This window comes from Bradyrhizobium sp. 33ap4 (assembly GCF_032654765.1).
GTDB lineage: Bacteria > Pseudomonadota > Alphaproteobacteria > Rhizobiales > Xanthobacteraceae > Bradyrhizobium > Bradyrhizobium australafricanum.
The window spans coordinates 26,621-50,815 of sequence record NZ_JAUMTJ010000023.1 but is presented as its reverse complement, the minus strand read 5'-3'; the positions used below and the strand labels follow the sequence as shown (position 1 = coordinate 50,815).

Here is a 24,195-nt window from a genome sequence, read left to right as displayed (position 1 = left end):
ATCAGAGTCCTCTCGGCGCCGGCGCGGCCGCAACGCCCATCTGTTCCAGCGCATAGGCGACCCGCAGCGCGACGTCCTCGCGCCAGGGCGCCGCGATGATCTGCACGCCGATCGGCAGCGGCTCAAGCGGCACCGGCACGGCGACCACCGGCAGACCGATGAAGGAGATCGGCTGGGTGTGGATGCCGATATTGGCGCGCACCGGAAGCTCGACGCCGTCGAGCGTGAAACTGGCCTGACCGATCTTCGGCGCGGTGCACGGCGTCGCCGGCGCCAGGATCACGTCGACCGACTGGAACAGCTCCAGCACCTTCGCGCGATACCAGCGGCGGAATTTCTGCGCCTTGTCGACATAGACCGCCGGGACCATCGCGCCCGCAATGAGACGGTCGCGCACCGCCGGATCGAAATCGTTGGGACGCTTGCGCAGGCGATCGAGATGCAGCGCAGCACCCTCGGTCGTGGTGATGATGTAGGCCGCGGCGCGAGCGCGCGCAGCTTCGGGAAGCTCCACGATCCGCGCGGCACCGAGCGCCTTCGCGACACGCGCGACCGCCTCTGCCGCCTCCGGAAACAGATTTTGCTGGAAATAGCCGCCGGCGATCGCAACCCGCAACCCGCCAATATCGTTGGCAAGCAACGGCACGGTCGGCTCGACCGACTGCACAATGCAGGCCGGATCATCGGCATCAGGCCCCTGCATGGCGTCGTAGGCGAGCGCGAGGTCCTTCACGCTGCGCGCCAGCGGGCCGAGATGATCGAGGCTGGCGACGAACGGATAGGACCGCGCGCGCGACAGCCGGCCGTAGGTCGGCTTCAAACCGAACGTGCCGCAGAATGACGACGGCACGCGGATCGAGCCGTTGGTATCGGAGCCGAGCGCGATCGGCACCAGCGCGCCGCCGACGGCGCTGCCCGAGCCGCCGGAGGAGCCGCCGGTCATCCGCGCCGGATCATGCGGATTGCGCGACGGGCCGTCATGCACATTCTCGCCGGTGAAGTCGTAGGCGTATTCGCCCATGTTGAGCGCGCCGACCAGCACCGCACCGGCCGCTTCCATCCGCTCGATCAGCGTCGCATCGCGCGGCGACGGCGGCAGATCGCGGTTGATCTTCGAGCCGGCGCTGGTCGGAAGGCCCTGCACATCGAACAGGTTCTTGACCGCGAACGGCACGCCGGCGAGCGGGCCGACCGGTTGACCGGCGGCGATCGCGGCATCGACCGCGCTGGCCCTGGCGCGCGCGCGATCGGCGGTGACGTCGGTGAAGGCATTGAGGACCTTGTCATGCGCGGCGATGCGCGCCAGCGCAGCCTCGGTCGCGGCAAGAGCCGTGATCTTGCGGCTCGATACGGCCTGCGCGATCTCGGCGGCCGACATGGAAGCGGGAGTTTCGGACATCGGGGTCTCAGGTCGAATAGACGGCGGCCGACACGACGTCGTCCGGCAGCGGGAAATCATCGACCAGCCGCGCCAGTCGCAGCGAGACGTCGAGATTGGCGCGCACCGCCGGACGCCACGCGTCCTCCAGCGGCAACGCCATCGCGCCGGCGACGGCGTTCATATAGTCGTCGAGATGATCGGTCATTTCGCTCCCAATAACGATTTTGCGCATGATCTCCGCGCAAACGCATTCCGCGTTTGTCGCGAGGAAAACCGGTCCCCACTTTTCCGGATCATGCGTCAAGACACCGGCAGCGGCGGATGCGGGATCGCCGTCAGCAGCTCCCTTGTATAGGCATCCTGCGGATTGCCCAAGACGTGTTCGGATGTGCCCTGCTCCACGATGCGACCGGCGCGCATCACGATGACGCGATCACACAGCAGACGTACGACGTTGAGGTCGTGCGACACGAACAAATAGCTCATGCCCATCGAATGCTTGAGGTCCTGCAGCAAATTGAGCACCACCGCCTGCACCGAGACATCAAGTGCCGCGGTCGGCTCGTCGAGGATGACGAGCTTCGGGTGCAGCGCGATGGCGCGTGCGATGCCGACGCGGGCCTTCTGGCCGCCGGAGAGCTGGTGCGGGAAGCGGTCCAACAGATTGACCGGCAGGCCGACCAGCCGCGCGAGCTCCTCACAGCGGGCGCGGAGCGCGTCGCGCCCGCTGATGTCACCCAGCTGCATGATCGGATCCGCGATGGCGCGCGCCGCGGTGAAGCGCGGATTGAGGCTGTCGGTCGGATCCTGAAACACCATCTGGATCTGGCTGCGCCGCGGCAGCCGCGCGAACGACTGCGGCGTGATGCCGCCGATGTCCTCGCCGTCGAACATGATGCGGCCGGAGGTCTGGTCCAGCAGCCGCATCACCATCATCGACGTCGTCGACTTGCCGCAGCCGGATTCGCCGACCAGCCCGACACTCTCGCCATGATCGATCGAGAAGCTGATACCGTCGACCGCACGGAAGGTCTCTTCCTCGACCGGCGGCTTGCGCCCGAACAACTTTGCCAGCATCCCGCCCGCGCCCTGGCGCGGGTATTCCTTGACGAGCTTTTCGACTGATAGGAGAGGCTCCATCCGCCCCCTCTCCCCGCTCTTTACGGGGAGAGGGTTGGGGTGAGGGGCCGCATCCGCAGGCACGGCCCGTGGAGGGTCCCCCTCACCCGCCACGCTCTTGCGCGCGAGTGCGCTGCCGAGCGTGTCGGCCTCTCCCCGCACGCGGGGAGAGGCAAGCGAATCCTCCTCCGGCAACAGATCCCGGAGCGACACCCCGAGCCGCGGCGTCGCGCGCATCAGCTTCCGGGTGTAGGCATGCCGGGGCGCGGCGAAGATGTCGGCCGAGACGGCGGTCTCGACCACGCGGCCCTTCTCCATCACCACGACGCGGTCGCAATAGGCGGCGGCGAGGCCGAGATCATGCGTGATCAGGATCGTCGACATCGCCCGGCGCCGGGTCAGCTCGACGATCAGGTCCATCACCGCCTTCTGGGTGGTGACGTCGAGGCCGGTGGTCGGCTCGTCGGCGATCAGAAGCTGCGGATTGCAGGCCAGCGCCAGCGCGATGACGACGCGCTGGCACATGCCGCCGGACAGCTCGAACGGATAGGCGTGGTAGCGCTCGCGTGCGCGCGCGATCTTGACCCGCTCCAGCGCCTCGATCGCCGTCTCGCCGCGATCGGTGACCTGCGCCTGCTGCACATGCTGGCGCAGCACGTCCTCGATCTGGTGACCGACCTTGCGGATCGGATTGAGCGCGGCGCGCGGATTCTGGAAGATCATCGAGACTTCGCGGCCGCGCAGATCGCGCATCTGGCTCTCCGAGGCCGACTTGACGTCGATGCCGGAGAACATCACCGAGCCCTCGGCGATCCGGCCGGCGCGATCGAGGATGCGCATCACGGCATAGGAGGTTACCGACTTGCCGGAGCCGGACTCGCCGACGATGCCGACGGTCTCGCCCTTGCCGACCGATATGTCGACGTGCTGCACCGCCTTGACGATGCCGCGGCGGGTGGTGAACTCGACCGTGAGGTCGCTGACGTCGAGCAGCGGCTGGGCGGTCATGCGCACCTCCCCTCATGCGGTGCGTCATCCAAAAATCCGCAAAACAACCCCATGCAAAGGAGCGGAGCGGTAGCACGGCACCGGACCGGGACAGGCATCATGTTCTCCGCCTGTCCAGTGCGCCCCCTCGCCCCGCTCTTGCGGGGAGAGGGTTGGGGTGAGGGGCATCTATCGGCACGTACAACTGGCTGAGGAGTGCGCGGAGCGCCCCCCTCACCCGGTCCGCTAACGCGGCCCGGCCTCTCCCCGCACGCGGGGAGAGGCGAAGAAAGCGCGCATGCGTTAGCCAGGTCCACATCATCACGTCCTCCGCTGCGGGTCGACGATGTCGCGCAGACCGTCGCCGAGCAGGTTGAAGCAGAACACCGCGATCATCAGCGCCAGGCCCGGGAACAGCGCGATCCACCACTCGCCCGACACCATGAAGCCTGCGCCCTCGGCGACCATGATGCCCCACTCCGCGGTCGGCGGCCGGACGCCGAGCCCGATGAAGGACAGGCCCGCGGCGTTGAGGATCGCATAGCCCATGGTCAGCGACATCTGCACGATCATGATCGGCATGATGTTGGGCAGGATGTGCCCGAGCAGAATGCGGTACTCGCCGTTGCCGGACAGCCGCGCCGCCTGCACGAAGCCGGCATTGCGGCGGACGTTTGCTTCTGCGCGTGCGACGCGGGCATAGAGCGGGAAGTTCACGATCGCGGTCGCGATGATGATGTTCTGCACGGTGTTGCCGAGCGCCGCGACGATGCCCATCGCCAGCACGAACAGCGGAAACGCCATGATGGTGTCGGCGATGCGGCCGACGATGCGGTCGGTCCAGCCGCCGAAATAGCCGGCGGCGATGCCGGCCAGCCCGCCCATCAGGAACACCAGCACGACGGAGGCGACCGCGATGAAGGTGTCGAGCCGCGTCGCGACGATGACGCGGCTGAAGATGTCGCGGCCGAGCTGATCGGTGCCGAACCAGTGCGCGGCGGACGGCGGCTTCAATGCAGCCGCGGTGTCGGAGGCGAGCGGGTCGTACGGCACCACGTAGGGCCCGAACAGCGCGGCAAACAGGATCAGGACCAGCAGCGCGAAGGCAAAGCCGGTGACCTTGTTTTCGCTCAAGACGTAGCGGGTCTGCTCAAAAGCAGCGGCAAGCCCCGACGTGCGGGCGGGTCCTGCGGGTTCGACGGTTGGAGCTACGGTGCTCATGCTCTAGCCCTCCAGCCTGACGCGGGGATCGATCACGCCGTAGAGGATGTCGATCACCAGATTGAGCAGCACGTACATGACCGCCATGGTCAGCACGAAGCCCTGCACCGGCGCGAAGTCGGATGCGATCAGCGCCTCGACCGCGTAGGAGCCGATGCCGGGCCAGGCGAACACCTTTTCCACCAGCACATTGGCGCCAAGCAGGAACGAGAACACCATGCTGAGCGTGGTGATGACCGGCAGCATCGCGTTGCGGAAGGCGTAGGTGACGATCACCTTGCCGGGCGACAGGCCGCTGGCACGCGCGGTGCGGACGAAGTCGGACGCCAGCACCGCCAGCATCGAGGCCCGCGTCATCCGCGCGATCGGCGCCAGCGAGAAGATCGCGAGCGTCACCGCCGGCAGGATCAATTGGCTGAGCGCGGAACGAAACGCCTCGAAGTCTCGCGCGATCAGCGTGTCGACGAGATAGAAGCCGGTGACGGTCGGCGGTGCGCTAGCGAACACGTCGAGCCGGCCGAGCGGCGCCGGCGACCAGCCGAGCCGGAAGTAGAACAGATAGACCAGCACGAGCCCGGTGAAGAACACCGGCAGCGACACGCCGGCCGTGGTGGTGACGCGGCAGAGATGGTCGATCCAGGAGCCCGGCCGCGTCGCCGCCAGCACGCCGAGCGGGATCGCGATCACGATGGAGACGACGAGGCCGAGCAGAGTGAGCTCGGCCGACGCCGGCAGGCGGTTGCGCAGCTCGGCCGCCACCGGCTGGCCGGTGGTGAGCGATGTGCCGAGATCGCCATGGGCGAGATCGTTGGTGTAGCGGACGAACTGCTCGATCAGCGGCTTGTCGAAGCCGAGCTTCTTCCGGATCTGGTCGACCGCCTCCTTGGTGGCCGCGGGGCCAGCAAAATACGCCGCGGGATCGCCCGGCAGCGCACGCGTCAAAAGGAACGTCACGATCACGACCCCGATCAGCGACGGGATCGCGAACAGCAGCCGCTTGCCGATCATCGCAAGCATGAGCGCCTCACCCCTTCGCCATCGCGCGATAATCGAGGCGGCGGTGGAACCAGTATTGGTAGCCCGTCACGTTCTTCTGCATCGCGACGTTGACGAAGGGCTGATAGAGCGGGATGCGCGGGATGTCGGCGAAGGCGAGATCGACGAAACCCTTGACGTCGGCGTCGTAGGCCGCGGTGTCACCATTCGCGGCGGCAATGCGTGCGCCGTCGATGAGCTTGTCCATCTCGGGCGATTTGTAGCTCATCGTGTTGAAGATCGAATTGTTGCCGTGATAGCACCAGTAGAAGAAGTACTCGGGGTAATCGAGCCAGCCCGAGAACACGTTGGTGAACAGCGGCATTTCCTTCTTGGTGAGCTCGGTGCGCCAATTGGCGCCGGGCACCTTGTTGATGGTGGTCTTGATGCCGAGCTGCGCCAGACTCTCCTGCACCAGCACGCAAAGCGGCTCGTTGACACCTGCGAAATTCAGGTCGAACGAGATCGTGGTCTCGAAACCGTTGGCGTAGCCGGCCTCCGCGAGCAGCGCCTTGGCCTTCTCCATGTCGGTAAAATACTTGGTCGGCTGCGGCCAGGCGACCTCGGTCGGCTTGTCCTTGGCCGCGCCGAACATCGGGTTGGCGAGACCGAACAGCACCGCATCCATGATCTTCTGATACGGCATCGCGTAGGCCATCGCCTGCCGTACCTTGGGATTGTCGAACGGCGGCTTGGTCACGTTCATGCCGATATACTGGATGCCGTTGGAGAACGGCAGCGAGACCACGTTGAGCTTGCCGCTCGCCTTCATCTCCTGGAAGTCCTTGAACGGCAGCTCATAGGAGATGTCGGCATCGCCGCGCTCGAGCAGCGCTCGGCGGTTGCCGGCCTGCGGCACCATGCGCCAGATCACGCGCTTGATCTTCGGCAACGGGCCGCAGACCCACTCGTCGTTGCGTTCCATGACGACTTCGGTGCCGGCGGTCCATTTGGTCACCTTGTAGGCGCCGGAGCCCGCGGTCTGCTGCTTGGTGAATTCGAGGCCCCACGGATCCTTCTCGCTGGCGTTCTTCTTCACGAGTTCGGAGTTGACGACGCAGGGCACGATGACAGCGAGGTCGGGGATCGTCAGCTTGTCCTTCCTGAGGAAGTCGACGCGCACCGTATAATCATCGACGACCACGAACTGCTCGGGCTTGGTCAACGAGCCCGCGCTCATCTGGAAGGTCGGAAAGCCGCCGACAGAGACGGCACGGTCGAGCGACCATTTGACGTCCTTCGCCGTGACAGGCGTGCCGTCATGGAATTTGGCGTTCTTGCGCAGCTTGAAGGTGACCGACATGTCGCCGATGTTGATGTCCTCGGCGAGCTCAGGCTTGAACTTGTCGCGGTCGTAATAGGGCACGCCGCCCGGACCGCTCTTCATCTCGTGACTGATCAGGCGGTCGTAGCAATTCCACGACACCTCGTAGCCCGGCACGTTGGTGCCGACGCCGTGGATATCGAGATTGTTGGGACCGCCTTCGGAGACGATGAGCAGCGTCTCGGAGCGCGCGTCGGCCTTGGCCGGCGACCAGATCGCGGGCGCGGTCGGCGCCAGCGCCCCCGCGGCCAGCCCGGACACCGATTTGAGGAAATCGCGACGCTTCATGTGATGCTCCAACGCCCTGGGAAACGGCCTTGGAACTCAGATCGCAAGGATTGTGCCAACCCTTAACGAAATCTTATGTCCTGCTAATGCCTTGCCGGAGCGAGGTAAAACGTCGGCCGGTATCCCGGTCGGGCAAAATCTCAGATCGCCAATTGCATACAAAGACAGGCTATATGCTCAATAGATGAGCATGAAACGGCTTCTGCTTGCTTTGTGGCCGGCAATAGAGGCCGCGCGCTGAAGCGCGCTAATCCGGCCAGATCAGCTCCTGCAATTGCACGAAGTCGTCGACCCGGTCCGGCCAGCCGTCGATGCAGATGTGCCGGAGCGGATCGCTGGCAGAGTGCAGCATCAAGAGCGCCATCAGCCGCCGCTTCAGCGTGAACGTCACATCAGTGCGCGAGATGCCGAAGCCGTCGAACAGGCTGCGCACCCGGCGCGGATGCCCGGCGGCCATGAAGGCGCCGGGACCGAGCAGGTCGTACTCGCCCCAGCCGGCCCGGACGTCGCCGAAGTCGAACAGGCCGGCGACGTGCCAGCCGTCGGCCCGGCGCCCGAGCAGAAAGTTCTCCGGAATGTACTCGCCGGTCAGGATCACCGGCGGCGCGTTCATCGGGATCAACTCAGCGGCGTCACGCAGGAGATCGTCGAGCGAGGTGAGGAATTTTTTGGGCAGGCCGAGCCGCTCATGGCGCGCCCGGCACTGCGCGATCTGCCCGCGCATGAAGGCCTCCCAGCGCGGCTCGATCGCGCGCAGGCTGCCGGGCGGCACGCGCTGCACCTCGGCAATCACGGCCCCGATCTCGGCGAGCACGCGCTCGCGCTCGGCTTCCGACAGGGATGGCCAGACCTCCGAGCCGACGGTGCCGGACAGGCGAGTGATGACGAGATACGGCCAGCCGTCGCGTTCGCCCTCCGCGACAAGATCGGGAATCGGAATGCCGAGCCGTCCGCGCAACTCGGCAAGCGCGCCGCGCTCGGACACGAATTGCGGGCGCAGAAACGGCGGGAAGAGTTTGAGGATCAGGTTATCGTCCAGCCCGACAACCAGATTGGTGCCGGTCGAGAACACATGCGGCGCGACGCACGACAGCCCGTGGCCATCAGCAATATCGCGCGCGACCGGCAACCAGCGCGACGTGCCGCTGCGCCAGGCGCGGTAGGAATCGTAGTTGGTGAGGGAAGGAAGGGATATCATTTCAAGGAATCTCGTCGCCCAATCCATCCCCGTCATCCTGAGGTGCGAGCGGAGCGAGCCTCGAAGGATGAATCGGCCCGACTGGTGGCCGTCGATCCCTCGAGACGCCGCTTCGCGGCTCCTCAGGATGACGGAGAAACAGTTGAGCAGTCTTGATGCCCCTCACCTATCCGGATTGGCGCGCTCGAACTGGCGCAAGAGGCGGTTGCCGCGCTCGACGGCGTTGTCCATCGCGGCTTGCGCCGAACGCTTGCCGGCGAACACCTGCTCGAGCTCCTCCTCGATCACGTCGCGGATCAGGACGAACGAGCCGAGGCGGATGCCCTTCGAATGGTCGGTCGGCGGCTTCAGCGTCACCTCCTCGATCGAGATCGAGGCGCCGGGATTGCGATCGTAGAAACCCTGCGCGCGGGTCAGATCGAATGCGGCGCGGGTGATCGGCAGGTAGCCCGTGTTCTGGTGCCAGGTGGCCTGCACCTCCGGCCGCGACAGATAGGCGAAGAACTTCGCCACGCCGGCATATTCGGCGCGCGGCCGGTCGCGCAGCACCCACAGCGTCGCGCCGCCGATGATCGAGTTCTGCGGCGCGCCCTGCACGTCGGGTTCGTACGGCATCATGCCGTAGCCGACCTCGAATTTGGAATTGGCCTTGATGTCGGCGCGCGTGCCCGACGAGCCGATGAAGATGCCGCACTCCCCTTTCTGGAAGCGCGGCTCGGCCGCCTGCCCGCGGCCGCTATAGTCGAAGGTCTTGTCGGCCTGCCACTGCGCGAGCTGCGCGATGTGGCGCACCACCAGCGGATTGTTGAAGATCAGTTGGGCGTCCAGCCCGGAAAACCCGTTGGCCTTGGTCGCGATCGGCAGATTCTGGAAGGCGGAGAAGTTCTCGACATTGATCCAGGACGGCCACGACGTGGTCACGCCGCACATCGCGCCCGCCGCGCGCAGCCGCTTGGCCACGACGCCGAGCTCCGGCCAGGTCCTGGGCGGCACACTCGGATCGAGCCCGGCGGACCGGAACATATCCTTGTTGTAGTAGAGGATCGGCGTCGAGGCATTGAAGGGGAACGACAGCATGTTGCCGTCGACATCGGCATAGTAGCCGGCCACCGCGGGCAGATAGGCCGACGGCGCGAATGCCTCGGACTGATCGCGCATCAGCTCGAACACCGGATAGATCGCGCCGCGGGCCGCCATCATGGTTGCGGTCGCGATCTCGTTGACCTGAACGATCGCCGGCTGGCTGCGCGATCGGAAGGCGAAGATCGCCGCGGTGACGGTCTCGGTATAGTTGCCCTTGTAGGCGGGCACGATCCGGTAGTCGGATTGCGAGGCGTTGAAATCGGCGGCAAGCTTCTCGAGCTGCTTGCCGAGCTCGCCCGACATCGCGTGCCACCACATGATCTCGGTGGCCGCCCGCGCCGGCGACACAAGCAGAAGAGCCGCGACGACGAGGTACAGGGGCTTCAAAGCGAACTTCACGACGAGCCGTTCCCGGATGCCAACATGCCCTCATAAGGCGCTACAACCGCAGATTCAACCGACACCGCAGGTTGCACCGCGGATTTAACGTTTGGCCGATGGCGAACCAGCGCCATTCTGCTAAAAATGCGTTGAACCTTTTCTTCCCGCCCAGGACACAATTCACAAGGGGAATAGTAGCCTGTGTACCGCCGCGCCGGCCTTTCGCGGATAACGATGCTTGCCGTCGCGCTGTCATGGGCAGCGGTCCCGGCGAGCGTTTTTGCGCGCGAATTCCGGACCGCCGATACCCAGAATGAGGACTATCCGACCGTCCAAGCGCTGAATTACATGGACCGTCTGATCGCCGAACGCACCGCCGGCCGGCACCGCATCGTGGTCTTCCATTCCCGCCAGCTCGGTGAGGAGAAGGAGACGCTGGAGCAGACCCGGGCCGGCGCCATCGACTTGAACCGGACCAATGTCGCGCTGATCGGGACAATGGTGCCGTCGGTCAACGTGCTGGCAATGCCGTTCCTGTTTCGATCGCCCGAACACCTGCAAACCGTGCTGGATGGACCGATCGGCAGCGATATCCTGAACAGTCTCGGGGATCACGGCTTCGTCGGGCTGGCCTTCTACGATTCCGGCGCCCGCTCGATCTATAACAGCGTGCGCCCGGTGCGTTCGCTCGACGACCTCAAGGGACTGCGGGTGCGCGTGCAGCAATCCGAACGGATGTCGGACATGGTGCGCGCGCTCGGCGCCCAGCCGGTCCAGATGCCCTACGGCCAGGTGCTGACCGGATTCGCCACCGGGCTGATCGACGGCGCCGAGAACAACTGGGCGTCCTTCGTCACCACCGGTCACTACAAATATGCCGGCTACTACACGCTGACCCGGCACACTTTCAGTCCGGACGTGCTGCTGATGTCGCAAAAGGCCTGGGCCAGCCTCTCGGCGGAGGAGCAGGCGATCTTCCGCGAGGCCGCGCAACGCTCCAGCGCCTACATGCGCGAGAGATGGCGGGACCTCGAGGAGCGCTCGCGCCAGCAGGCGGAGCTGGCCGGCGTCAAGATCGTGACCGACATCGACCGCAAGCCGTTCGAAGCCGCGATGGCCGGCATCTACGCCGGGGCCGAGCGCGATCCTGCGATATCAGCGCTGATCGAACGCATCCGCAACATGGAGTAACCGGATCTTGGACGCACCAGAGCAGGACGGGACTGTGCGACGGCGGGCGGCCTTCGGGCCGCAGGGCCGTTTCCGCATCGTCCAGTTGCTGCGTGCGGTCCCGATCCGCTGGCGCATCCTTTCGATCGCCCTGCTCAACTCCGCGGTCGTGATCGTGCTGGCGGTGCTGATCTGGAACGGCTCGAAGGTGCTCGGCTCGGCCTGGGAGGATGTCCGCCAGGTGCGGGAATCCGACAAGATCCTGGCCAAGCTCGAAAGCGAGACCAGCCGTCTGCAGAACCTGATCCATCGCTACATCAATCAGCCGAGCCCGGACCTGTTCGCTGAAATCCTGCTGCTCCGCGAGGCCGTGCTCGGCACGCTGACCAACCGGGCCTCGACCGACCCGATGCTGTCAGGCTCGGTCGAGCAGCTGGAGCGCGTCACCAGCCGTTTCCTCGACGGCTTCGGCGAACTGCGCACCGTGCAGACCAGGATCGCCAAGACCTATGACGAGCAGGTGCTGTCGCCGACCAAGGACATGGCCGGGCTCTATTCGATCATCGAGGGCGCGACCGGCCATCGCGATGCACTGATCTGGCCCGCGCTCGGCAAGTCGCGCGAAGCGTTCACCTCGCTGCTGGTCGCCGCCAACGCCTACTACCTCTCGCTTGCCTCCTCGTCGGCCGAGGAGGCCCGCCGCAACATCGATACGATCGAGCGGACGATTCCCGTCATGACCGATCTGGCCGAGAACGATCTGCAGCGCATGGCGCTGGCGCGGCTCAAGGTCAAGACCGCCGAGCTGCGCGACGGGCTCGGCAAGCTCAGCGAGCAGCTCACCAACCGCACCGATCTGCTGCGCAACTCGATCGACGCCAGCCAGGCCGATGCGATCGGCGCGATCGACGATCTCTCGGTGAAGATGCGCCAGCGCGAGCAGAAGGCGCAGGAGACGTTCGACAAGACGCTGACCTCGATCTCGCGCCGGGTGCTGTCGATTGCCGTGATCTTCCTCGGCGTCATCATGTCGGCCGGCGTCATGATCGCGCTGTCGATCCGGCTGCCGCTGGCGCAGATCATGGCCGCGATGCGCACCATCACCTCGGGTGACCTCGACCGGCCGGTGCAGGGCACGTCGGCCAAGGACGAGGTCGGCGCCATGGCGCGCGCGGTCGAAGTGTTCCGCGAAAACGCGATCGCCAAGCGCAAGACCGAGGACGAGCTGCGCACCGCCAAGGAGGAGGCCGAAAGCGCGCTGCTCGAGCTCAATACCGCGCAGCAGAACCTGATCGATGCCGAACGTCTCGCCGCGCTCGGCGGCCTCGTTGCCGGCGTCGCCCACGAGGTCAACAACCCGATCGGCATCAGCCTGACGGTGGCCTCGAGCTTTGCCCGCCGCAGCGAGATGTTCGAGAACGATTTGAAGACCGAGCCGCTGCGCCGCTCCAGGCTCGACGAGTTCGTCCGCGCCTCGCGTGACGCATCGCAGCAACTGGTCTCGAACCTGACGCGCGCCGGCGAGCTGATCCAGTCGTTCAAGCAGGTCGCCGTCGACCGATCGCATGCCGAACGCCGCCAGTTTGCCTTGAGCGAATCCACCGACCAGATCGTGGCGAGCCTGCGGCCGGTGCTCAAGAAGGCCGCGATCGCGCTGTCGGTCGATGTGCCCGAGGGGCTCTTGATCGACGGCTATCCCGGCGCCTATGGGCAGATCTTAACCAATCTTTTCCTCAACGCCGTCAATCATGCCTTTGCCGATGGCCGCTCCGGCACCATCACCATCTCGGCGCGCGGGCGCGGCGCCGACGATGTGGAGATCATCTTCGCAGACGACGGGGCGGGCATGACGCCGGACGTGCAGCGGCAGGCGTTCGACCCGTTCTTTACGACGCGCCGCAACGAAGGTGGTACGGGCCTTGGCCTCCACATCGTCTATAACCTCGTCACCCAGCAGCTCGGTGGACGCATGATGCTGGAGTCAAGGGTAGGACAAGGCACCACTTTTCGCATTATCATGCCCAGGATCGCCAAGGGGGCTGCCAAGGGCGAGCCCACGATCGCTGACGCAGCAGCCGACGGAACCAGTCAATGGCCGAACAGGACGATGTCCTCCAACTGATCGACGATACCGAGAGCCCCCCGGAGGACTCGTCGGCCCGCAAATGGAAGATCGCCGTCATCGACGACGATCACGCCGTCCATGAAGGCACCCGTTTCGCGCTGAGCGATTACAACCTGAACGGTTCGACGCTGGAGATCCTCTCGGCCTACTCTGCGGCCGAAGGCCGCACGCTGATGCGGGACAACCCCGACATCGCGGCCGTGCTGCTCGACGTCATCATGGAGACCGACGTCGCCGGCCTCGAGCTCGTCGAGTTCATCCGCAACGAGATCAAGAACGAGACCGTGCGCATCATCCTGCGCACCGGCCAACCCGGCCAGGCGCCGGAGCGGCGCGTCATCGTGCAATACGACATCAACGACTACAAGGCGAAGACCGAGCTCACCGCCGACAAGCTGTTCACGTCGCTGACCGCCGCGCTGCGCAGCTACCAGCAGCTCGAGCGCATGGTGCAGACGCGGCGCGGGCTCGAGATCATCATCGACGCGGCCTCGACGCTGTACGATTTCAAATCGATGCAGCGGCTGGCCGAGGGCGTGCTGACCCAGCTCGCCTCGCTGCTCAACGTCGACTGCGCCGGCATTCTGGTGCTGCGCGACGACGGCAATTCGGCGGCGGCCGATTTCTCGGTGCTGGCCTGCTCGGGCTGCTACAGCCGCTTCATCGGCACCACCTCGTCGAAGGCGCTCGATCCGGACCTGCGGCACATGGTGGAGGAAGCATTCCAGCGCCGCAAGAACGAGTTCGCCGACCACCGCAGCGTGCTCTATTCGCGCACCGGCAGCGGCCGCGAGGTCGTGGTGCTGCTGCAGGCCGAGCGCCAGCTCTCCGACACCGACCGTGCGCTGGTCGAGATATTCTCGAGCCGGCTGTCGATCGCGTTCGACAATGTGATCCTCTACCAGCAGCTGCACGAGGCCAACACCCAGCTCGAGGACCGCGTCGCGCAGCGCACCCGCGCGCTGATGCAGGCCAACCGGCGGCTCTCGGCGCAGTGGCTGCGGCTGCAGCGCGCCAACGGCTTCAAGAACGAAATCCTCGGCACCGTCGCTCACGACCTGAAGAACCCGCTCGGCGTCATCCTCGGCCGCACCGAGATGCTGACCGAACTGATCGGCGCCGGCTCGCCGAAGGAAAACGTCACATCGCAGGTCGAGCACATAAGGGACGCGACCAAGCGGCTGACCTCGATGGTCGACCATCTGATCTCGGACGCGATGGCCGACGCCTTCGACATCACCATCCGCCGCGAGCCGGTCGACGTCGCGGCCCTGGTCAACGAGGTCACCGAGGCCAATCTGCCCTCGGCGGTCAACAAGCAGCAGAGCATCTCGGTCTCGGGGCCGCAGCAATTCGTCACGATGTGCGACGCCGACCGGATTCGCGAGGCGATCGACAACCTCGTCAGCAACGCCATCAAGTACTCGCCGATCGGCGGCAAGATCACGGTCACGGTCAGCCATGAGGGCGACGACACCGTGATCCGGATCGCCGACCAGGGACCCGGCCTCAGCCCCGAGGATCTCGGCCGGCTGTTCGGCCGGTTCCAGCGGCTGTCGGCCAAGCCGACCGCGGGCGAAAGCTCGACCGGGCTCGGCCTTTCCATCGTCAAGCGCATCATCGACATGCATGGCGGCCATGTGACCGCGCAGAGCCCGGGCCCCGGACAGGGGTCGACCTTTACGGTTACACTGCCGGCGACAGAGACATCATGAGCCAGAACCCGCATATCTTCATCGTGGACGATGAGGCGCCGGCCCGAGAAATGGTCGGCGATTACCTCAAGATGCACGGCTTCGGCGTGACGCTGTGCGACGGCGGCAAGAGCCTGCGCAAGGAGATCGAGGGCTGCACGCCCGATCTCGTGGTGCTGGACCTCAACATGCCCGAGGAAGACGGGCTGTCGATCATTCGCGACCTCAAGAGCAAGATCAACGTCCCCGTCATCATGCTGACAGCTACTGCCAGCCCGATCGACCGGGTGGTCGGGCTGGAGCTCGGCGCCGACGATTACGTGGCCAAGCCCTGCGAATTGCGCGAGCTGATGGCACGCATCCGCTCGGTGCTGCGGCGGAGCGGGCCGGCGAAAGCGGCGGCGCCGGAACCGGCGAACGCGAAGGCCGAAAAGGAGCAGCTGGTTCGGTTCGGCACCAAATGGCTCGATCTCGAGGCCCAGGCGCTACGCGACGACGAGGGCAACGAGCATCCGCTGACGGCCTCCGAATTCGGCCTGCTGAAGGTGTTCGCGGCCAACCCGAAGCGGGTGCTGTCGCGCGAGCGGCTCTTGGAACTCGCCAATGCGCGCGACGCGGAGGCCTTCGACCGCGCCGTCGACCTGCGCATCATGCGCATCCGCCGCAAGATCGAATTCGACCCGACCAAGCCGTCCGTGATCCGCACCATCCGCGGCGGCGGCTATCTGTTCTCGCCGACCGGCGACAAGGCGTAGTCATTCCGGTGCCGTCCCCGTCATCCCCGCGCAAAGGCTTCGCCTTTGTCGCTGGAGGAGCCGCGCAGCGGCGTCTCGAAGGATGCACGGCCCCGGCTGGTGGCCGTCGATCCTTCGAGGCTCGCTGCGCTCGCACCTCAGGATGACGGGACTACGCCCTGCATCATCCTCGAATTTATCGATTTGGCTGTGCGACACACCCAGAATCCACACAGCAAAGGCTGTCAATCCGCGCAAAAATCCCTAAGTTTCGGCCATGCCGAAAACAGCCTCCAAAGCCCCCGCCAAGCCCGCATCGAAGACCGCCGCCAAGCCCGTTGCCGCCAAGGCCACGGCGAAGGGCGACCATGTCTTCCTGGTCGACGGCTCGTCCTACATCTTCCGCGCCTACCACGCGCTGCCGCCGCTGAACCGCAAATCCGACGGGCTGCAGGTCAACGCCGTGCTCGGCTTCTGCAACATGCTGTGGAAGCTGCTCCGCGACATGCCCGAGGACAACCGGCCGACGCATCTGGCGATCGTGTTCGACAAGTCGGAGATCACGTTCCGCAACAAGCTCTACCCCGACTACAAGGCGCACCGGCCGCCGGCGCCCGACGATCTGATCCCGCAATTCGCGCTGATCCGCGAGGCGGTGCGCGCCTTCGAACTGCCCTGCCTCGAGCAGGTCGGCTTCGAGGCCGACGATCTGATCGCGACCTATGCGCGGCTCGCCAGCGAGCGCGGCGCGACCACGACGATCGTGTCATCGGACAAGGATCTGATGCAGCTCGTCAACGACAAGGTCGTGATGTACGACACGATGAAGGATCGCCGCATCGGCCGCGACGAGGTGATCGAGAAGTTCGGCGTGCCGCCGGAGAAGGTGGTCGAGGTGCAGGCCCTGGCCGGCGACTCCACCGACAACGTGCCCGGCGTGCCCGGCATCGGCATCAAGACCGCCGCGCAGCTGATCATCGAATATGGCGATCTCGATCAGCTGCTGTTCCGCGCCGGCGAAATCAAGCAGCCGAAGCGGCGCGAGGCGCTGCTCGAGAACGCCGAGAAGGCGCGCATCTCGCGCCAGCTGGTGCTGCTTGACGACAAGGTCGACCTCGAAGTGCCGCTCGACGACCTCGCCGTGAACGAGCCCGACTCGCGCCGGCTGATCGCCTTCCTCAAGGCGATGGAGTTCACCACCCTCACCCGCCGCGTCGCCGACTACGCGCAGATCGACCCGGCCAATGTCGATGCCGATCCCGGCAACAAGAGCGGCGCGAGCGTGTTCTCGCCGTTGCCGCCGTCGGATGTGACGCCGGCGCCCGGAGACGCTCCGGCATCGGCCGCGGCGCCACTGCCGAAAGCCAAGCCGACCGGCGCGCGCGACGACAAGAATTCGAACCTGAAGGGCACGCCGGCAACGCTGGCCGAGGCCCGCGGCGAGGCGATCCGGAAAATTGGCTTCGACCGCAAGGCGTATCAGGCGATCGGCAGTCTCGATCAGCTCAACGCCTTCATCGCCCGCGTGCCCGACACCGGCTATGTCGCGATCGAGGCGATGTCGGAATCGATCGACCCGATGCAGGGCGAGCTCGCAGGCCTTGCGCTGGCGCTGGCGCCAAACGATGCGTGTTACGTCCCGCTCAGCCACCGGCAGGCCGGCGGCGGCGCGGGCCTGTTCGATGCCGGCCTCGCACCGGGCCAGATCAAGACCGCCGAGGCGCTGGCGGCGCTGAGGCCGCTGCTGGAGTCCGTTGGAATCCAGAAGGTCGGCTTTGACGTCAAGTTCACCTCGGTGATGCTGGCGCAGCACGGAATCACCCTGCGCAACATCGACGATGCGCAGCTCATGAGCTACGCGCTCGATGCCGGCCGCGGCTCGCATGCGCTGGAGGCGCTCGCCGAGCGCTGGTTCGGCCACGCCGTCGTCAATTACGGCGGCCTCGTCGGCAGCGGCAAGGGCAAGCTGACCTTCGATCAGGTCACGATCGACAAGGCCAGCGAATATGCGGCCGAAAGTGCCGACGTGATTCTGCGGCTGTGGCGGGTGCTGAAGCCGCGTCTCGTCGCCGAGCGGATGACGACGGTGTATGAGACGCTGGAGCGGCCGCTGGTCTCGGTGCTGGCGCGGATGGAACGGCGCGGCATCTCGATCGATCGCCAGGTGCTGTCGCGGCTGTCGGGCGATTTCGCCCAGACCGCTGCGCGCGTCGAGGCCGAGATCCAGGAGATCGCCGGCGAGCGGGTCAATGTCGGCAGCCCGAAGCAAATCGGCGACATCATCTTCGGCAAGATGGGATTGCCCGGCGGCAGCAAGACCAAGACCGGCGCGTGGTCGACCACCGCGCAGGTGCTCGACGAGCTCGCCGAGCAAGGCCACGAATTCCCGAAGAAGATCCTGGAGTGGCGCCAGGTCTCGAAGCTGAAATCGACCTACACCGACGCGCTGCCGACCTATGTCAATCCGCAGACCCATCGCGTCCACACCACCTACGCGCTGGCCGCGACCACCACGGGCCGGCTGTCGTCGAACGAGCCGAACCTGCAGAACATCCCTGTTCGTACCGAGGACGGCCGCAAGATCCGCCGCGCGTTCATCGCGACGCCGGGCCACAAGCTGGTGTCGGCCGACTATTCCCAGATCGAGTTGCGGCTGCTCGCCGAGATCGCCGACGTGCCGGTGCTGCGCCAGGCCTTCCGCGACGGGCTCGACATTCACGCCATGACCGCATCCGAAATGTTCGGCGTGCCGATCAAGGACATGCCGAGCGAGGTGCGCCGCCGCGCCAAGGCGATCAACTTCGGCATCATCTACGGCATCTCGGCGTTCGGCCTCGCCAACCAGCTCGGCATCGCCCGCGAGGAGGCCTCGGCCTACATCAAGAAATACTTCGAGCGCTTCCCGGGCATCCGCGCCTATATGGACGAGACCAAGGACTTCTGCCGCCGCAACGGCTATGTGACGACGTTGTTCGGGCGCAAGTGCTACTACCCCGACATCAAGGCGTCCAACGCCTCGGTGCGCGCCTTCAACGAACGCGCCGCCATCAATGCGCGGCTGCAGGGCACCGCGGCTGACATCATCCGCCGCGCCATGATCCGCGTCGAGGACGCGCTCACCGAGAAAAAGCTCTCGGCGCAGATGCTTTTGCAGGTGCATGACGAACTGATCTTCGAGGTGCCCGACGACGAGGTCGCGGCGACGCTGCCGGTGGTGCAGAAGGTGATGCAGGACGCACCCTTCCCGGCGGTGATCCTGTCGCTACCGCTGCAGGTCGACGCCCGCGCCGCGAACAATTGGGACGAGGCGCATTAGCGCTTCCTCACCTCGCCCCGCTTGCGGGGAGAGGTCGGATCGCTCTTGTGATCCGGGTGAGGGGGTACAGGTCTCACCTCGGTCCTTGCACGTTGAGAGAACCCCTCACCCCCAACCCTCTCAGAGCGAGCTTCGCTCGTCTCGACCCCGCATCCGCCTTCGCCCGAAGGCGGGCTTCGGCGGACAAGAGAGCGGGGCGAGGGAGCGCACCACCGCCCCGCCACATTGCTCCGAGAGCAATTCCGCGATGGCCGCGCGGCGGACGGCACGCTAGAAGCGTGCGCATCCCTCGCGAGACCCGTCATGCCCCACACCTCCGCTTTGCTCGGCTTTGCGCTCATCTGCCTTGGCATGGTGCTGACGCCGGGGCCGAACATGATCTACCTGATCTCGCGCTCGATCACGCAGGGGCCCGCGGCGGGCATCGTCTCGCTCGGCGGCGTGGCGCTCGGCTTCGTGTTCTACATGATGTGCGCGGCGTTCGGCATCACCGCATTGCTGTTTGCGATTCCCTACGCCTATGACGCGCTGCGCTTTGCCGGCGCGGGCTATTTGCTGTGGCTCGCATGGCAGGCCGTGAGGCCCGGCGGCCGCTCGCCGTTCCAGGTCAAGGCGCTGAAGGTCGACGGCCCGCGCAAGCTGTTCGCGATGGGCTTCGTCACCAATCTGCTGAACCCGAAGATCGCGATGCTTTATCTGGCGCTGCTGCCGCAGTTCATCGATCCCACCGGCGGCAGCGTGCTGACGCAGTCGCTCGCGCTCGGCTCGATCCAGATCGTGATCAGCGTCAGCGTCAACGCGATGATCGCGCTCGCCGCCGGTTCGATCGCGGTGTTTCTCGGCACTCGCCCGACCTGGCTCCTGGTGCAGCGCTGGCTGATGGGCACGGTGCTCGCAGGGCTGGCGATGAAGATGGCGCTCGAAGCGCGGCAGGCCTAGCTTTCTTCACCTCGCCCCGCTCTTGCGGGGAGAGGTCGGCGCGTAGCGCCGGGTGAGGGGCGCATCCGCAAATTCAATTCCCACCGTTATCGGGGAGATAGCCCCTCACCCCACCCCTCTCCCCGCAAGGGCGGGGCGAGGGAGAAGATCAATCCAGCTTCGCCTCCATGCCCCGCTTCGTCGCCGGGCGAGCCATCAGCGTCTCGTACCAGCGCTTGACGTTGGGGAAGTCTGATAGCTCGACCTTGTGGCGCGGATGGCGCCAGGCCCAGCCGAGGATGGCGAAATCGGCGACCGAGAGATCGCCGGCGACGAATTCGCGCTCCTGAAGCCGGCGGTCGAGCACGCCGTAGAGCCGCCGCGTCTCGGCCATGTAGCGCTTCAGGCCGTAGGCGCGGTCCTGCTCGTTCTCCAGCGCGATGAAATGGTGCACCTGGCCCGGCATCGGGCCGAAGCCGCCCATCTGCCACATCAGCCACTCATAGACCGGGATCCGCTCCGCCAGCGGCTTCGGCAGGAACTTGCCGGTCTTCTCGCCGAGATAGAGCAGGATCGCGCCGGACTCGAAAATGCTAACCGGCTTGCCGCCCGGCCCATCCGGATCGACGATCGCCGGGATCTTGTTGTTCGGACTGATCGCGAGGAAGGCGGGCGCCATCTGCTCGCCCTTGCTGATGTTGACCGGGATCACCTTGTAGGGCAGCCCCATTTCCTCCAGCGCCACCGAGATCTTGCGGCCGTTGGGGGTGTTCCAGGTGTGCAGCTCGATGGTCATTTCCGCTTCCCGTGCAAGTGTTTGGGCAAGTGTTCGGCCGAGTGTTTGGCGCCTGCTTACGGGGAACGGAACGGCCGCACAACCGCGCTTTGCGGAAAGCACGCCCGCGGAAATCGCGGCTTGGGCACTGTTGACGGCCCGATTTCCACGCTGGAATGTGCCGGTAAGCGTGGATAGATTGCCGCCCGCCTCAAACCCTCAAGGGAAAAAGTCTTTGTCCAAATCAGCCTCCCGCGCCCGCCTCGCCGAGATCATCCGCAAGCGCTCGTTCGGCCGCGGCGAGATCACGCTGGCGTCGGGCCGCAAGAGCGACTTCTATTTCAACCTGAAGCCGACGATGCTCGATCCCGAGGGCGCGGCGCTGCTCGCCGAGCTCACCTATGAAGCGCTGAAGGATGACAAGCTCGATTTCGTCGGCGGGCTCGAGATGGGCGCGGTGCCGCTCGCCGGCGCCATCGCGCAACTGTCCTGGCTGAAGGGCCACCCGATCGCGGCGTTCTTCGTGCGCAAGAAGCCGAAGGAGCACGGCGCGAAGCTGTCCGTCGAAGGGCTGGCGAAGGGCGAGAGCCTTGCGGGCAAGCGGATCGTGATCGTCGAGGACGTCACCACGACAGGCGGCTCGGCGCTGAAGGCGGTGGAAGCCGTGCGCGAGGCCGGCGGCGAGATCGCCCTGGTCTTCACCATGGTCGACCGCGAGGAAGGCGCCACCGAGACGTTCGCCGAAGCCGGGCTCCAATTCCGCGCGCTGTACAAGGCCGGCGAGTTCCTGAAGGACTGAGTTTATTCCCTCCCTCTTCCCGCAAGCGGGGCGAGGTGGAAGGGGCGGTTCGCGCGACCTCGCCTTCGTGTGACGCCGTCACCCCAAATCAATCGCTCGTTTACCATCGCGCACTAGGGTGAAGCCGCCGGGGCAGCTTGTCGCCGTGGCGCGTCGGGTGGAGTTGGCGTTGCGTACAGAGTTGAGTGATCGGCGCATGCGGCGCCGCGTGATGCTGGGCGCCGCAGCCTTTGCGGGTTCCGTCCTGGTGGTGCCCGCGCCTGTATCGGCCGAAGGGCTGTTCGACTTCTTCTTCGGCGGTTCCCAGAAGCAACAGGGTCGGCAGGCGCCGCCGCAGGCCAATTTCTTCGCCGATCCGTTCGGCCTCAATCAGCAGGCTGAACGGCAGCCGTCCGCCCCCATCTCGGCGCCGCGCGTGGCCGGTTCCGGACCGGCGTATTGCGTGCGCAGCTGCGACGGCAAGTATTTTCCGCTGACGATGCGCGGCAACGCCACGCCGGCGCAGCTTTGCCAAGCGTTCTGTCCGGCGAGCGCGACCAAGGTCTATTACGGCAGCCATATCGACAGCTCCGCGTCGAGCACGGGCGAGCGCTACGCGGACAGCGAGAACGCCTTCGCCTATCGCAAGGCGTTGCGCGCCGACTGCACCTGCAATGGCCGCGACCCGGCAGGGCTTGCGCCGGTCGACCTCGCGCTCGATGCCTCGCTGCGCGCCGGCGACGTGATCGCGACCACCGACGGCCTCGTCGCCTATACCGGCATCCGTGTCGGCAACGAGCAGTCGTTCGACTTCACGCCGGTTGCCTCCTATCCCGGACTGACTTCGGCGGTCCGCGCGCGGCTCGGCGAAATGAAGGTCGCCCCCGTCAGCGCCGAGATCGCCGGCGACGCGCCGCTGCCGGAAACCAGAAGCGATGTCGCGCCGTCGCCGCCGTCGTCTGTTGCGCCGAAGGGCAACGCCGCGAAGCCGGCAAGGCGCGCCGAAGTGAACTGACGGGCGTCAGCCCGTCATTCCGGGATGGTGCGTAAGCGCCAGACCCGGGATCTCGAGATTCCGGGTTCGATGCTTCCCATCGCCCCGGAATGACATCGCGACAACTATCAGCGCGCCACGATCACGCCGATCACGTTCGGCGCGGCCATGTATTTCTCCTCGATCGCGGCCCGCGCGGCCGCGCGGTTCTCCGGATTGAGGATGCCGCGCTTCTCGGCGAGGATCATCCAGCAATAGCCCCACCAGTCCGTCAGCATGCCGTGGTCGTCGACGAGATCATAACCCTGCTCGCCGGCGAAGATCCGCGCATGCGCTTCATCGAGCGAGTCGAGCCAGGCGTGATCCTCGTCCGAGAACAGTTCGTCGCTGAAATCATCCGTGGTGTAGCCCCAGATCGACATGCAGACCGCGTTGAACTCGCGATCGAGCTGGTCGTCGTCGATCGGCTGGCGGCGCGAGGCCTGGTGCAGCCGCGACAGCGACCGCGCGAAATCGGCAATCCGGGTCAGGGCGAATTGATCGAAGGCGATGGTGGACATGTAGTCCTCGCAGAGACTGAAAGACCATAGATATTGTGTCGGCGCAGCCGCCGAATCACAATGATATATCAAAGACTTGCTAAAGTGTTCTTAATTCGTTCTGATGCTATCAGTAGACGTCGCCCCGGTGAAGGCCGGGACCCATAACCACCGCTATCGGACATCTCACGTGATCGGTGCCCCGAAATGAATACCGCAGTCTATTACGTCTACATTCTCGCGAGCCGCCGCCATGGGACACTCTACGTCGGCGTCAGCAACGATCTTTGCAATCGGCTTACGCTTCACCGCTCTGGACACGGCTCACAGTTCGTCAAGAAATACGGCGTCACGCGACTGGTTTACGTGGAGGTCTACGTCACACCGCAGGAAGCGATCGCACGGGAAAAAGCGCTGAAGGAATGGCGCCGCGACTGGAAGATTCGCCTGATCGAGAAAGACAATCCGGAGTGGGGCGACCTGTCCCATCTTCTCTGACGGCTGTGGTTATGGGCCCCGGCCTTCGCCGGGGCGACGCATTGCGGTGACTGTCTTCGCCTCATGAAAAAACGGTGGCCATGAAAGGCCCCAAAAAGCAATTCGGGCCGCTGACCAGGTCAGCGGCCCGTTGAAAATGGCTTCGGAATGAAATGCGTCGGAGCTGAAAAATGTGCCCGCCCCACGAGCGACAGCTGTGTTTGTAAAGGCTCCGTTAAGGCTTGGAAATCCGTATCACCACGGTGTCCCGATTGAGCGTGAAAGCGCGTTGCGCGGCCGCTCAATTCATCGCCGAGAGCAGCTTGTCGCCGCAGGCATTTGCGTAGAACTTGCCGCCGCATTGCCGCTTGATGGCGGCACAGCGCGCGGCGGGCGATGCGTTCTGCGCCACGCTGAAGCCGCAATTCAGGCCGTCGGCGCTGCGGCCCGGTCTGCCCGCGGCATCGGCTGCGCTGGTCGCCGTGATGCACACCACGAGCAACGCCGCGGCCGCGATTTCGATCAAGAGTCTCATCACGCATCCTCCGGTCAATTGTCGCGAAATCCCGGCTTCTGCAGCGCCATCGTAGCACCCATGACGGCTGGTCCGGAAGGTTCCCGAAGCGGCCCGGTCCTTGCATAAAATCACGGCAGCGCT

At 65.6% G+C, this 24,195-nt stretch carries 20 protein-coding genes; 9 read left to right on the top strand and 11 right to left on the bottom strand.

The window, feature by feature from the left end:
* Position 1 precedes the first annotated feature (1 nt).
* The 8 genes from Q2M23_RS19210 to ugpB all read right to left on the bottom strand — a co-directional run bounded on the left by Q2M23_RS19210 (position 2) and on the right by ugpB (position 10,035).
* On the bottom strand, positions 2-1,399 hold the full coding sequence (locus Q2M23_RS19210) for an AtzE family amidohydrolase (protein WP_316396566.1): 1,398 nt from the start codon (positions 1,397-1,399) through the stop codon (positions 2-4).
* A gap of 7 nt (positions 1,400-1,406) precedes the next feature.
* Positions 1,407-1,586 (bottom strand): DUF4089 domain-containing protein, encoded by a 180-nt coding sequence (locus tag Q2M23_RS19205; RefSeq protein ID WP_229189674.1) that lies wholly within the window; start codon positions 1,584-1,586, stop codon positions 1,407-1,409.
* Positions 1,587-1,681: 95 nt separating this feature from the next.
* Positions 1,682-3,508: an ABC transporter ATP-binding protein gene (locus Q2M23_RS19200; RefSeq protein ID WP_316396564.1), complete on the bottom strand. Its 1,827-nt coding sequence runs from the start codon at positions 3,506-3,508 to the stop codon at positions 1,682-1,684.
* A 300-nt stretch (positions 3,509-3,808) separates the two neighbouring features.
* Entirely contained in the window at positions 3,809-4,708 is a 900-nt protein-coding gene (locus Q2M23_RS19195; protein ID WP_253588692.1) for an ABC transporter permease, read from the bottom strand.
* Between the two features lie 3 nt (positions 4,709-4,711).
* The gene (locus tag Q2M23_RS19190) at positions 4,712-5,725 is read right to left on the bottom strand and encodes an ABC transporter permease (RefSeq protein WP_316396562.1); all 1,014 of its coding nucleotides are present in this window, start codon (positions 5,723-5,725) and stop codon (positions 4,712-4,714) included.
* A 7-nt stretch (positions 5,726-5,732) separates the two neighbouring features.
* Positions 5,733-7,355 (bottom strand): ABC transporter substrate-binding protein, encoded by a 1,623-nt coding sequence (locus Q2M23_RS19185; protein WP_316396560.1) that lies wholly within the window; start codon positions 7,353-7,355, stop codon positions 5,733-5,735.
* Between the two features lie 247 nt (positions 7,356-7,602).
* Positions 7,603-8,553 carry an aminoglycoside 3'-phosphotransferase/choline kinase family protein gene (locus Q2M23_RS19180; protein WP_316396558.1) on the bottom strand — a complete coding sequence of 317 codons (951 nt, stop codon included), beginning with the start codon at positions 8,551-8,553 and terminating at the stop codon, positions 7,603-7,605.
* A 162-nt stretch (positions 8,554-8,715) separates the two neighbouring features.
* On the bottom strand, positions 8,716-10,035 hold the full coding sequence (ugpB, locus tag Q2M23_RS19175; RefSeq protein WP_316396557.1) for a sn-glycerol-3-phosphate ABC transporter substrate-binding protein UgpB: 1,320 nt from the start codon (positions 10,033-10,035) through the stop codon (positions 8,716-8,718).
* A gap of 216 nt (positions 10,036-10,251) precedes the next feature.
* Between ugpB and Q2M23_RS19170 the strand changes: the two genes are divergently transcribed.
* From Q2M23_RS19170 to Q2M23_RS19145, 6 genes are all read left to right on the top strand, one after another.
* Positions 10,252-11,208, top strand: a complete 957-nt coding sequence (locus Q2M23_RS19170) for a TRAP transporter substrate-binding protein (protein ID WP_316396556.1) — start codon at positions 10,252-10,254, stop codon at positions 11,206-11,208.
* 34 nt (positions 11,209-11,242) lie between these two features.
* Entirely contained in the window at positions 11,243-13,309 is a 2,067-nt protein-coding gene (locus Q2M23_RS19165) for a sensor histidine kinase (protein WP_176936741.1), read from the top strand.
* A complete protein-coding gene (locus Q2M23_RS19160) occupies positions 13,279-15,027 on the top strand; it encodes a DUF3369 domain-containing protein (RefSeq protein WP_057019490.1) in 1,749 nt (582 codons plus the stop codon). Before Q2M23_RS19165 ends, Q2M23_RS19160 begins: the two co-directional genes overlap by 31 nt.
* Positions 15,024-15,761 (top strand): response regulator, encoded by a 738-nt coding sequence (locus tag Q2M23_RS19155; RefSeq protein WP_076831064.1) that lies wholly within the window; start codon positions 15,024-15,026, stop codon positions 15,759-15,761. The genes Q2M23_RS19160 and Q2M23_RS19155 overlap by 4 nt, the downstream gene beginning before the upstream one ends.
* A gap of 256 nt (positions 15,762-16,017) precedes the next feature.
* Positions 16,018-19,056 carry a DNA polymerase I gene (gene polA / locus Q2M23_RS19150; RefSeq protein ID WP_316396555.1) on the top strand — a complete coding sequence of 1,013 codons (3,039 nt, stop codon included), beginning with the start codon at positions 16,018-16,020 and terminating at the stop codon, positions 19,054-19,056.
* 303 nt (positions 19,057-19,359) lie between these two features.
* Positions 19,360-19,995, top strand: a complete 636-nt coding sequence (locus Q2M23_RS19145) for a LysE family translocator (RefSeq protein WP_316396554.1) — start codon at positions 19,360-19,362, stop codon at positions 19,993-19,995.
* A 148-nt stretch (positions 19,996-20,143) separates the two neighbouring features.
* On the opposite strand, the gene Q2M23_RS19140 is transcribed toward Q2M23_RS19145, so the two are convergent.
* Positions 20,144-20,770: a glutathione S-transferase family protein gene (locus tag Q2M23_RS19140; RefSeq protein WP_057019494.1), complete on the bottom strand. Its 627-nt coding sequence runs from the start codon at positions 20,768-20,770 to the stop codon at positions 20,144-20,146.
* A gap of 214 nt (positions 20,771-20,984) precedes the next feature.
* Here Q2M23_RS19140 and pyrE point away from each other — a divergent pair, with 214 nt between their 5' ends.
* Complete coding sequence (gene pyrE, locus Q2M23_RS19135) at positions 20,985-21,548, top strand: orotate phosphoribosyltransferase (RefSeq protein ID WP_057019495.1); 564 nt, start codon at positions 20,985-20,987, stop codon at positions 21,546-21,548.
* 196 nt (positions 21,549-21,744) lie between these two features.
* A complete protein-coding gene (locus tag Q2M23_RS19130) occupies positions 21,745-22,542 on the top strand; it encodes a DUF2865 domain-containing protein (RefSeq protein WP_316396552.1) in 798 nt (265 codons plus the stop codon).
* 107 nt (positions 22,543-22,649) lie between these two features.
* Here Q2M23_RS19130 and Q2M23_RS19125 read toward each other — a convergent pair whose 3' ends face one another.
* Positions 22,650-23,081 carry a hypothetical protein gene (locus Q2M23_RS19125; protein ID WP_016843277.1) on the bottom strand — a complete coding sequence of 144 codons (432 nt, stop codon included), beginning with the start codon at positions 23,079-23,081 and terminating at the stop codon, positions 22,650-22,652.
* 186 nt (positions 23,082-23,267) lie between these two features.
* Here Q2M23_RS19125 and Q2M23_RS19120 point away from each other — a divergent pair, with 186 nt between their 5' ends.
* Positions 23,268-23,558 carry a GIY-YIG nuclease family protein gene (locus tag Q2M23_RS19120; protein WP_168858359.1) on the top strand — a complete coding sequence of 97 codons (291 nt, stop codon included), beginning with the start codon at positions 23,268-23,270 and terminating at the stop codon, positions 23,556-23,558.
* Positions 23,559-23,838: 280 nt separating this feature from the next.
* Here Q2M23_RS19120 and Q2M23_RS19115 read toward each other — a convergent pair whose 3' ends face one another.
* Complete coding sequence (locus tag Q2M23_RS19115) at positions 23,839-24,072, bottom strand: hypothetical protein (protein ID WP_057019498.1); 234 nt, start codon at positions 24,070-24,072, stop codon at positions 23,839-23,841.
* Positions 24,073-24,195: the final 123 nt, after the last annotated feature.

What these genes read in the sequence shown, in the direction of transcription:
- Q2M23_RS19115 (WP_057019498.1), bottom strand. Translation starts at nt 24,072, where the DNA reads ATGAGACTCTTGATCGAAATCGCGGCCGCGGCGTTGCTCGTGGTGTGC.
- Q2M23_RS19210 (WP_316396566.1), bottom strand. Translation starts at nt 1,399, where the DNA reads ATGTCCGAAACTCCCGCTTCCATGTCGGCCGCCGAGATCGCGCAGGCC.
- Q2M23_RS19200 (WP_316396564.1), bottom strand. Translation starts at nt 3,508, where the DNA reads ATGACCGCCCAGCCGCTGCTCGACGTCAGCGACCTCACGGTCGAGTTC.
- Q2M23_RS19125 (WP_016843277.1), bottom strand. Translation starts at nt 23,081, where the DNA reads ATGTCCACCATCGCCTTCGATCAATTCGCCCTGACCCGGATTGCCGAT.
- Q2M23_RS19120 (WP_168858359.1), top strand. Translation starts at nt 23,268, where the DNA reads ATGAATACCGCAGTCTATTACGTCTACATTCTCGCGAGCCGCCGCCAT.
- Q2M23_RS19145 (WP_316396554.1), top strand. Translation starts at nt 19,360, where the DNA reads ATGCCCCACACCTCCGCTTTGCTCGGCTTTGCGCTCATCTGCCTTGGC.
- Q2M23_RS19155 (WP_076831064.1), top strand. Translation starts at nt 15,024, where the DNA reads ATGAGCCAGAACCCGCATATCTTCATCGTGGACGATGAGGCGCCGGCC.
- Q2M23_RS19195 (WP_253588692.1), bottom strand. Translation starts at nt 4,708, where the DNA reads ATGAGCACCGTAGCTCCAACCGTCGAACCCGCAGGACCCGCCCGCACG.
- Q2M23_RS19180 (WP_316396558.1), bottom strand. Translation starts at nt 8,553, where the DNA reads ATGATATCCCTTCCTTCCCTCACCAACTACGATTCCTACCGCGCCTGG.
- Q2M23_RS19205 (WP_229189674.1), bottom strand. Translation starts at nt 1,586, where the DNA reads ATGACCGATCATCTCGACGACTATATGAACGCCGTCGCCGGCGCGATG.
- polA (WP_316396555.1), top strand. Translation starts at nt 16,018, where the DNA reads ATGCCGAAAACAGCCTCCAAAGCCCCCGCCAAGCCCGCATCGAAGACC.
- Q2M23_RS19170 (WP_316396556.1), top strand. Translation starts at nt 10,252, where the DNA reads ATGCTTGCCGTCGCGCTGTCATGGGCAGCGGTCCCGGCGAGCGTTTTT.
- Q2M23_RS19190 (WP_316396562.1), bottom strand. Translation starts at nt 5,725, where the DNA reads ATGCTTGCGATGATCGGCAAGCGGCTGCTGTTCGCGATCCCGTCGCTG.
- Q2M23_RS19130 (WP_316396552.1), top strand. Translation starts at nt 21,745, where the DNA reads ATGCGGCGCCGCGTGATGCTGGGCGCCGCAGCCTTTGCGGGTTCCGTC.
- Q2M23_RS19185 (WP_316396560.1), bottom strand. Translation starts at nt 7,355, where the DNA reads ATGAAGCGTCGCGATTTCCTCAAATCGGTGTCCGGGCTGGCCGCGGGG.
- Q2M23_RS19140 (WP_057019494.1), bottom strand. Translation starts at nt 20,770, where the DNA reads ATGACCATCGAGCTGCACACCTGGAACACCCCCAACGGCCGCAAGATC.
- Q2M23_RS19160 (WP_057019490.1), top strand. Translation starts at nt 13,279, where the DNA reads ATGGCCGAACAGGACGATGTCCTCCAACTGATCGACGATACCGAGAGC.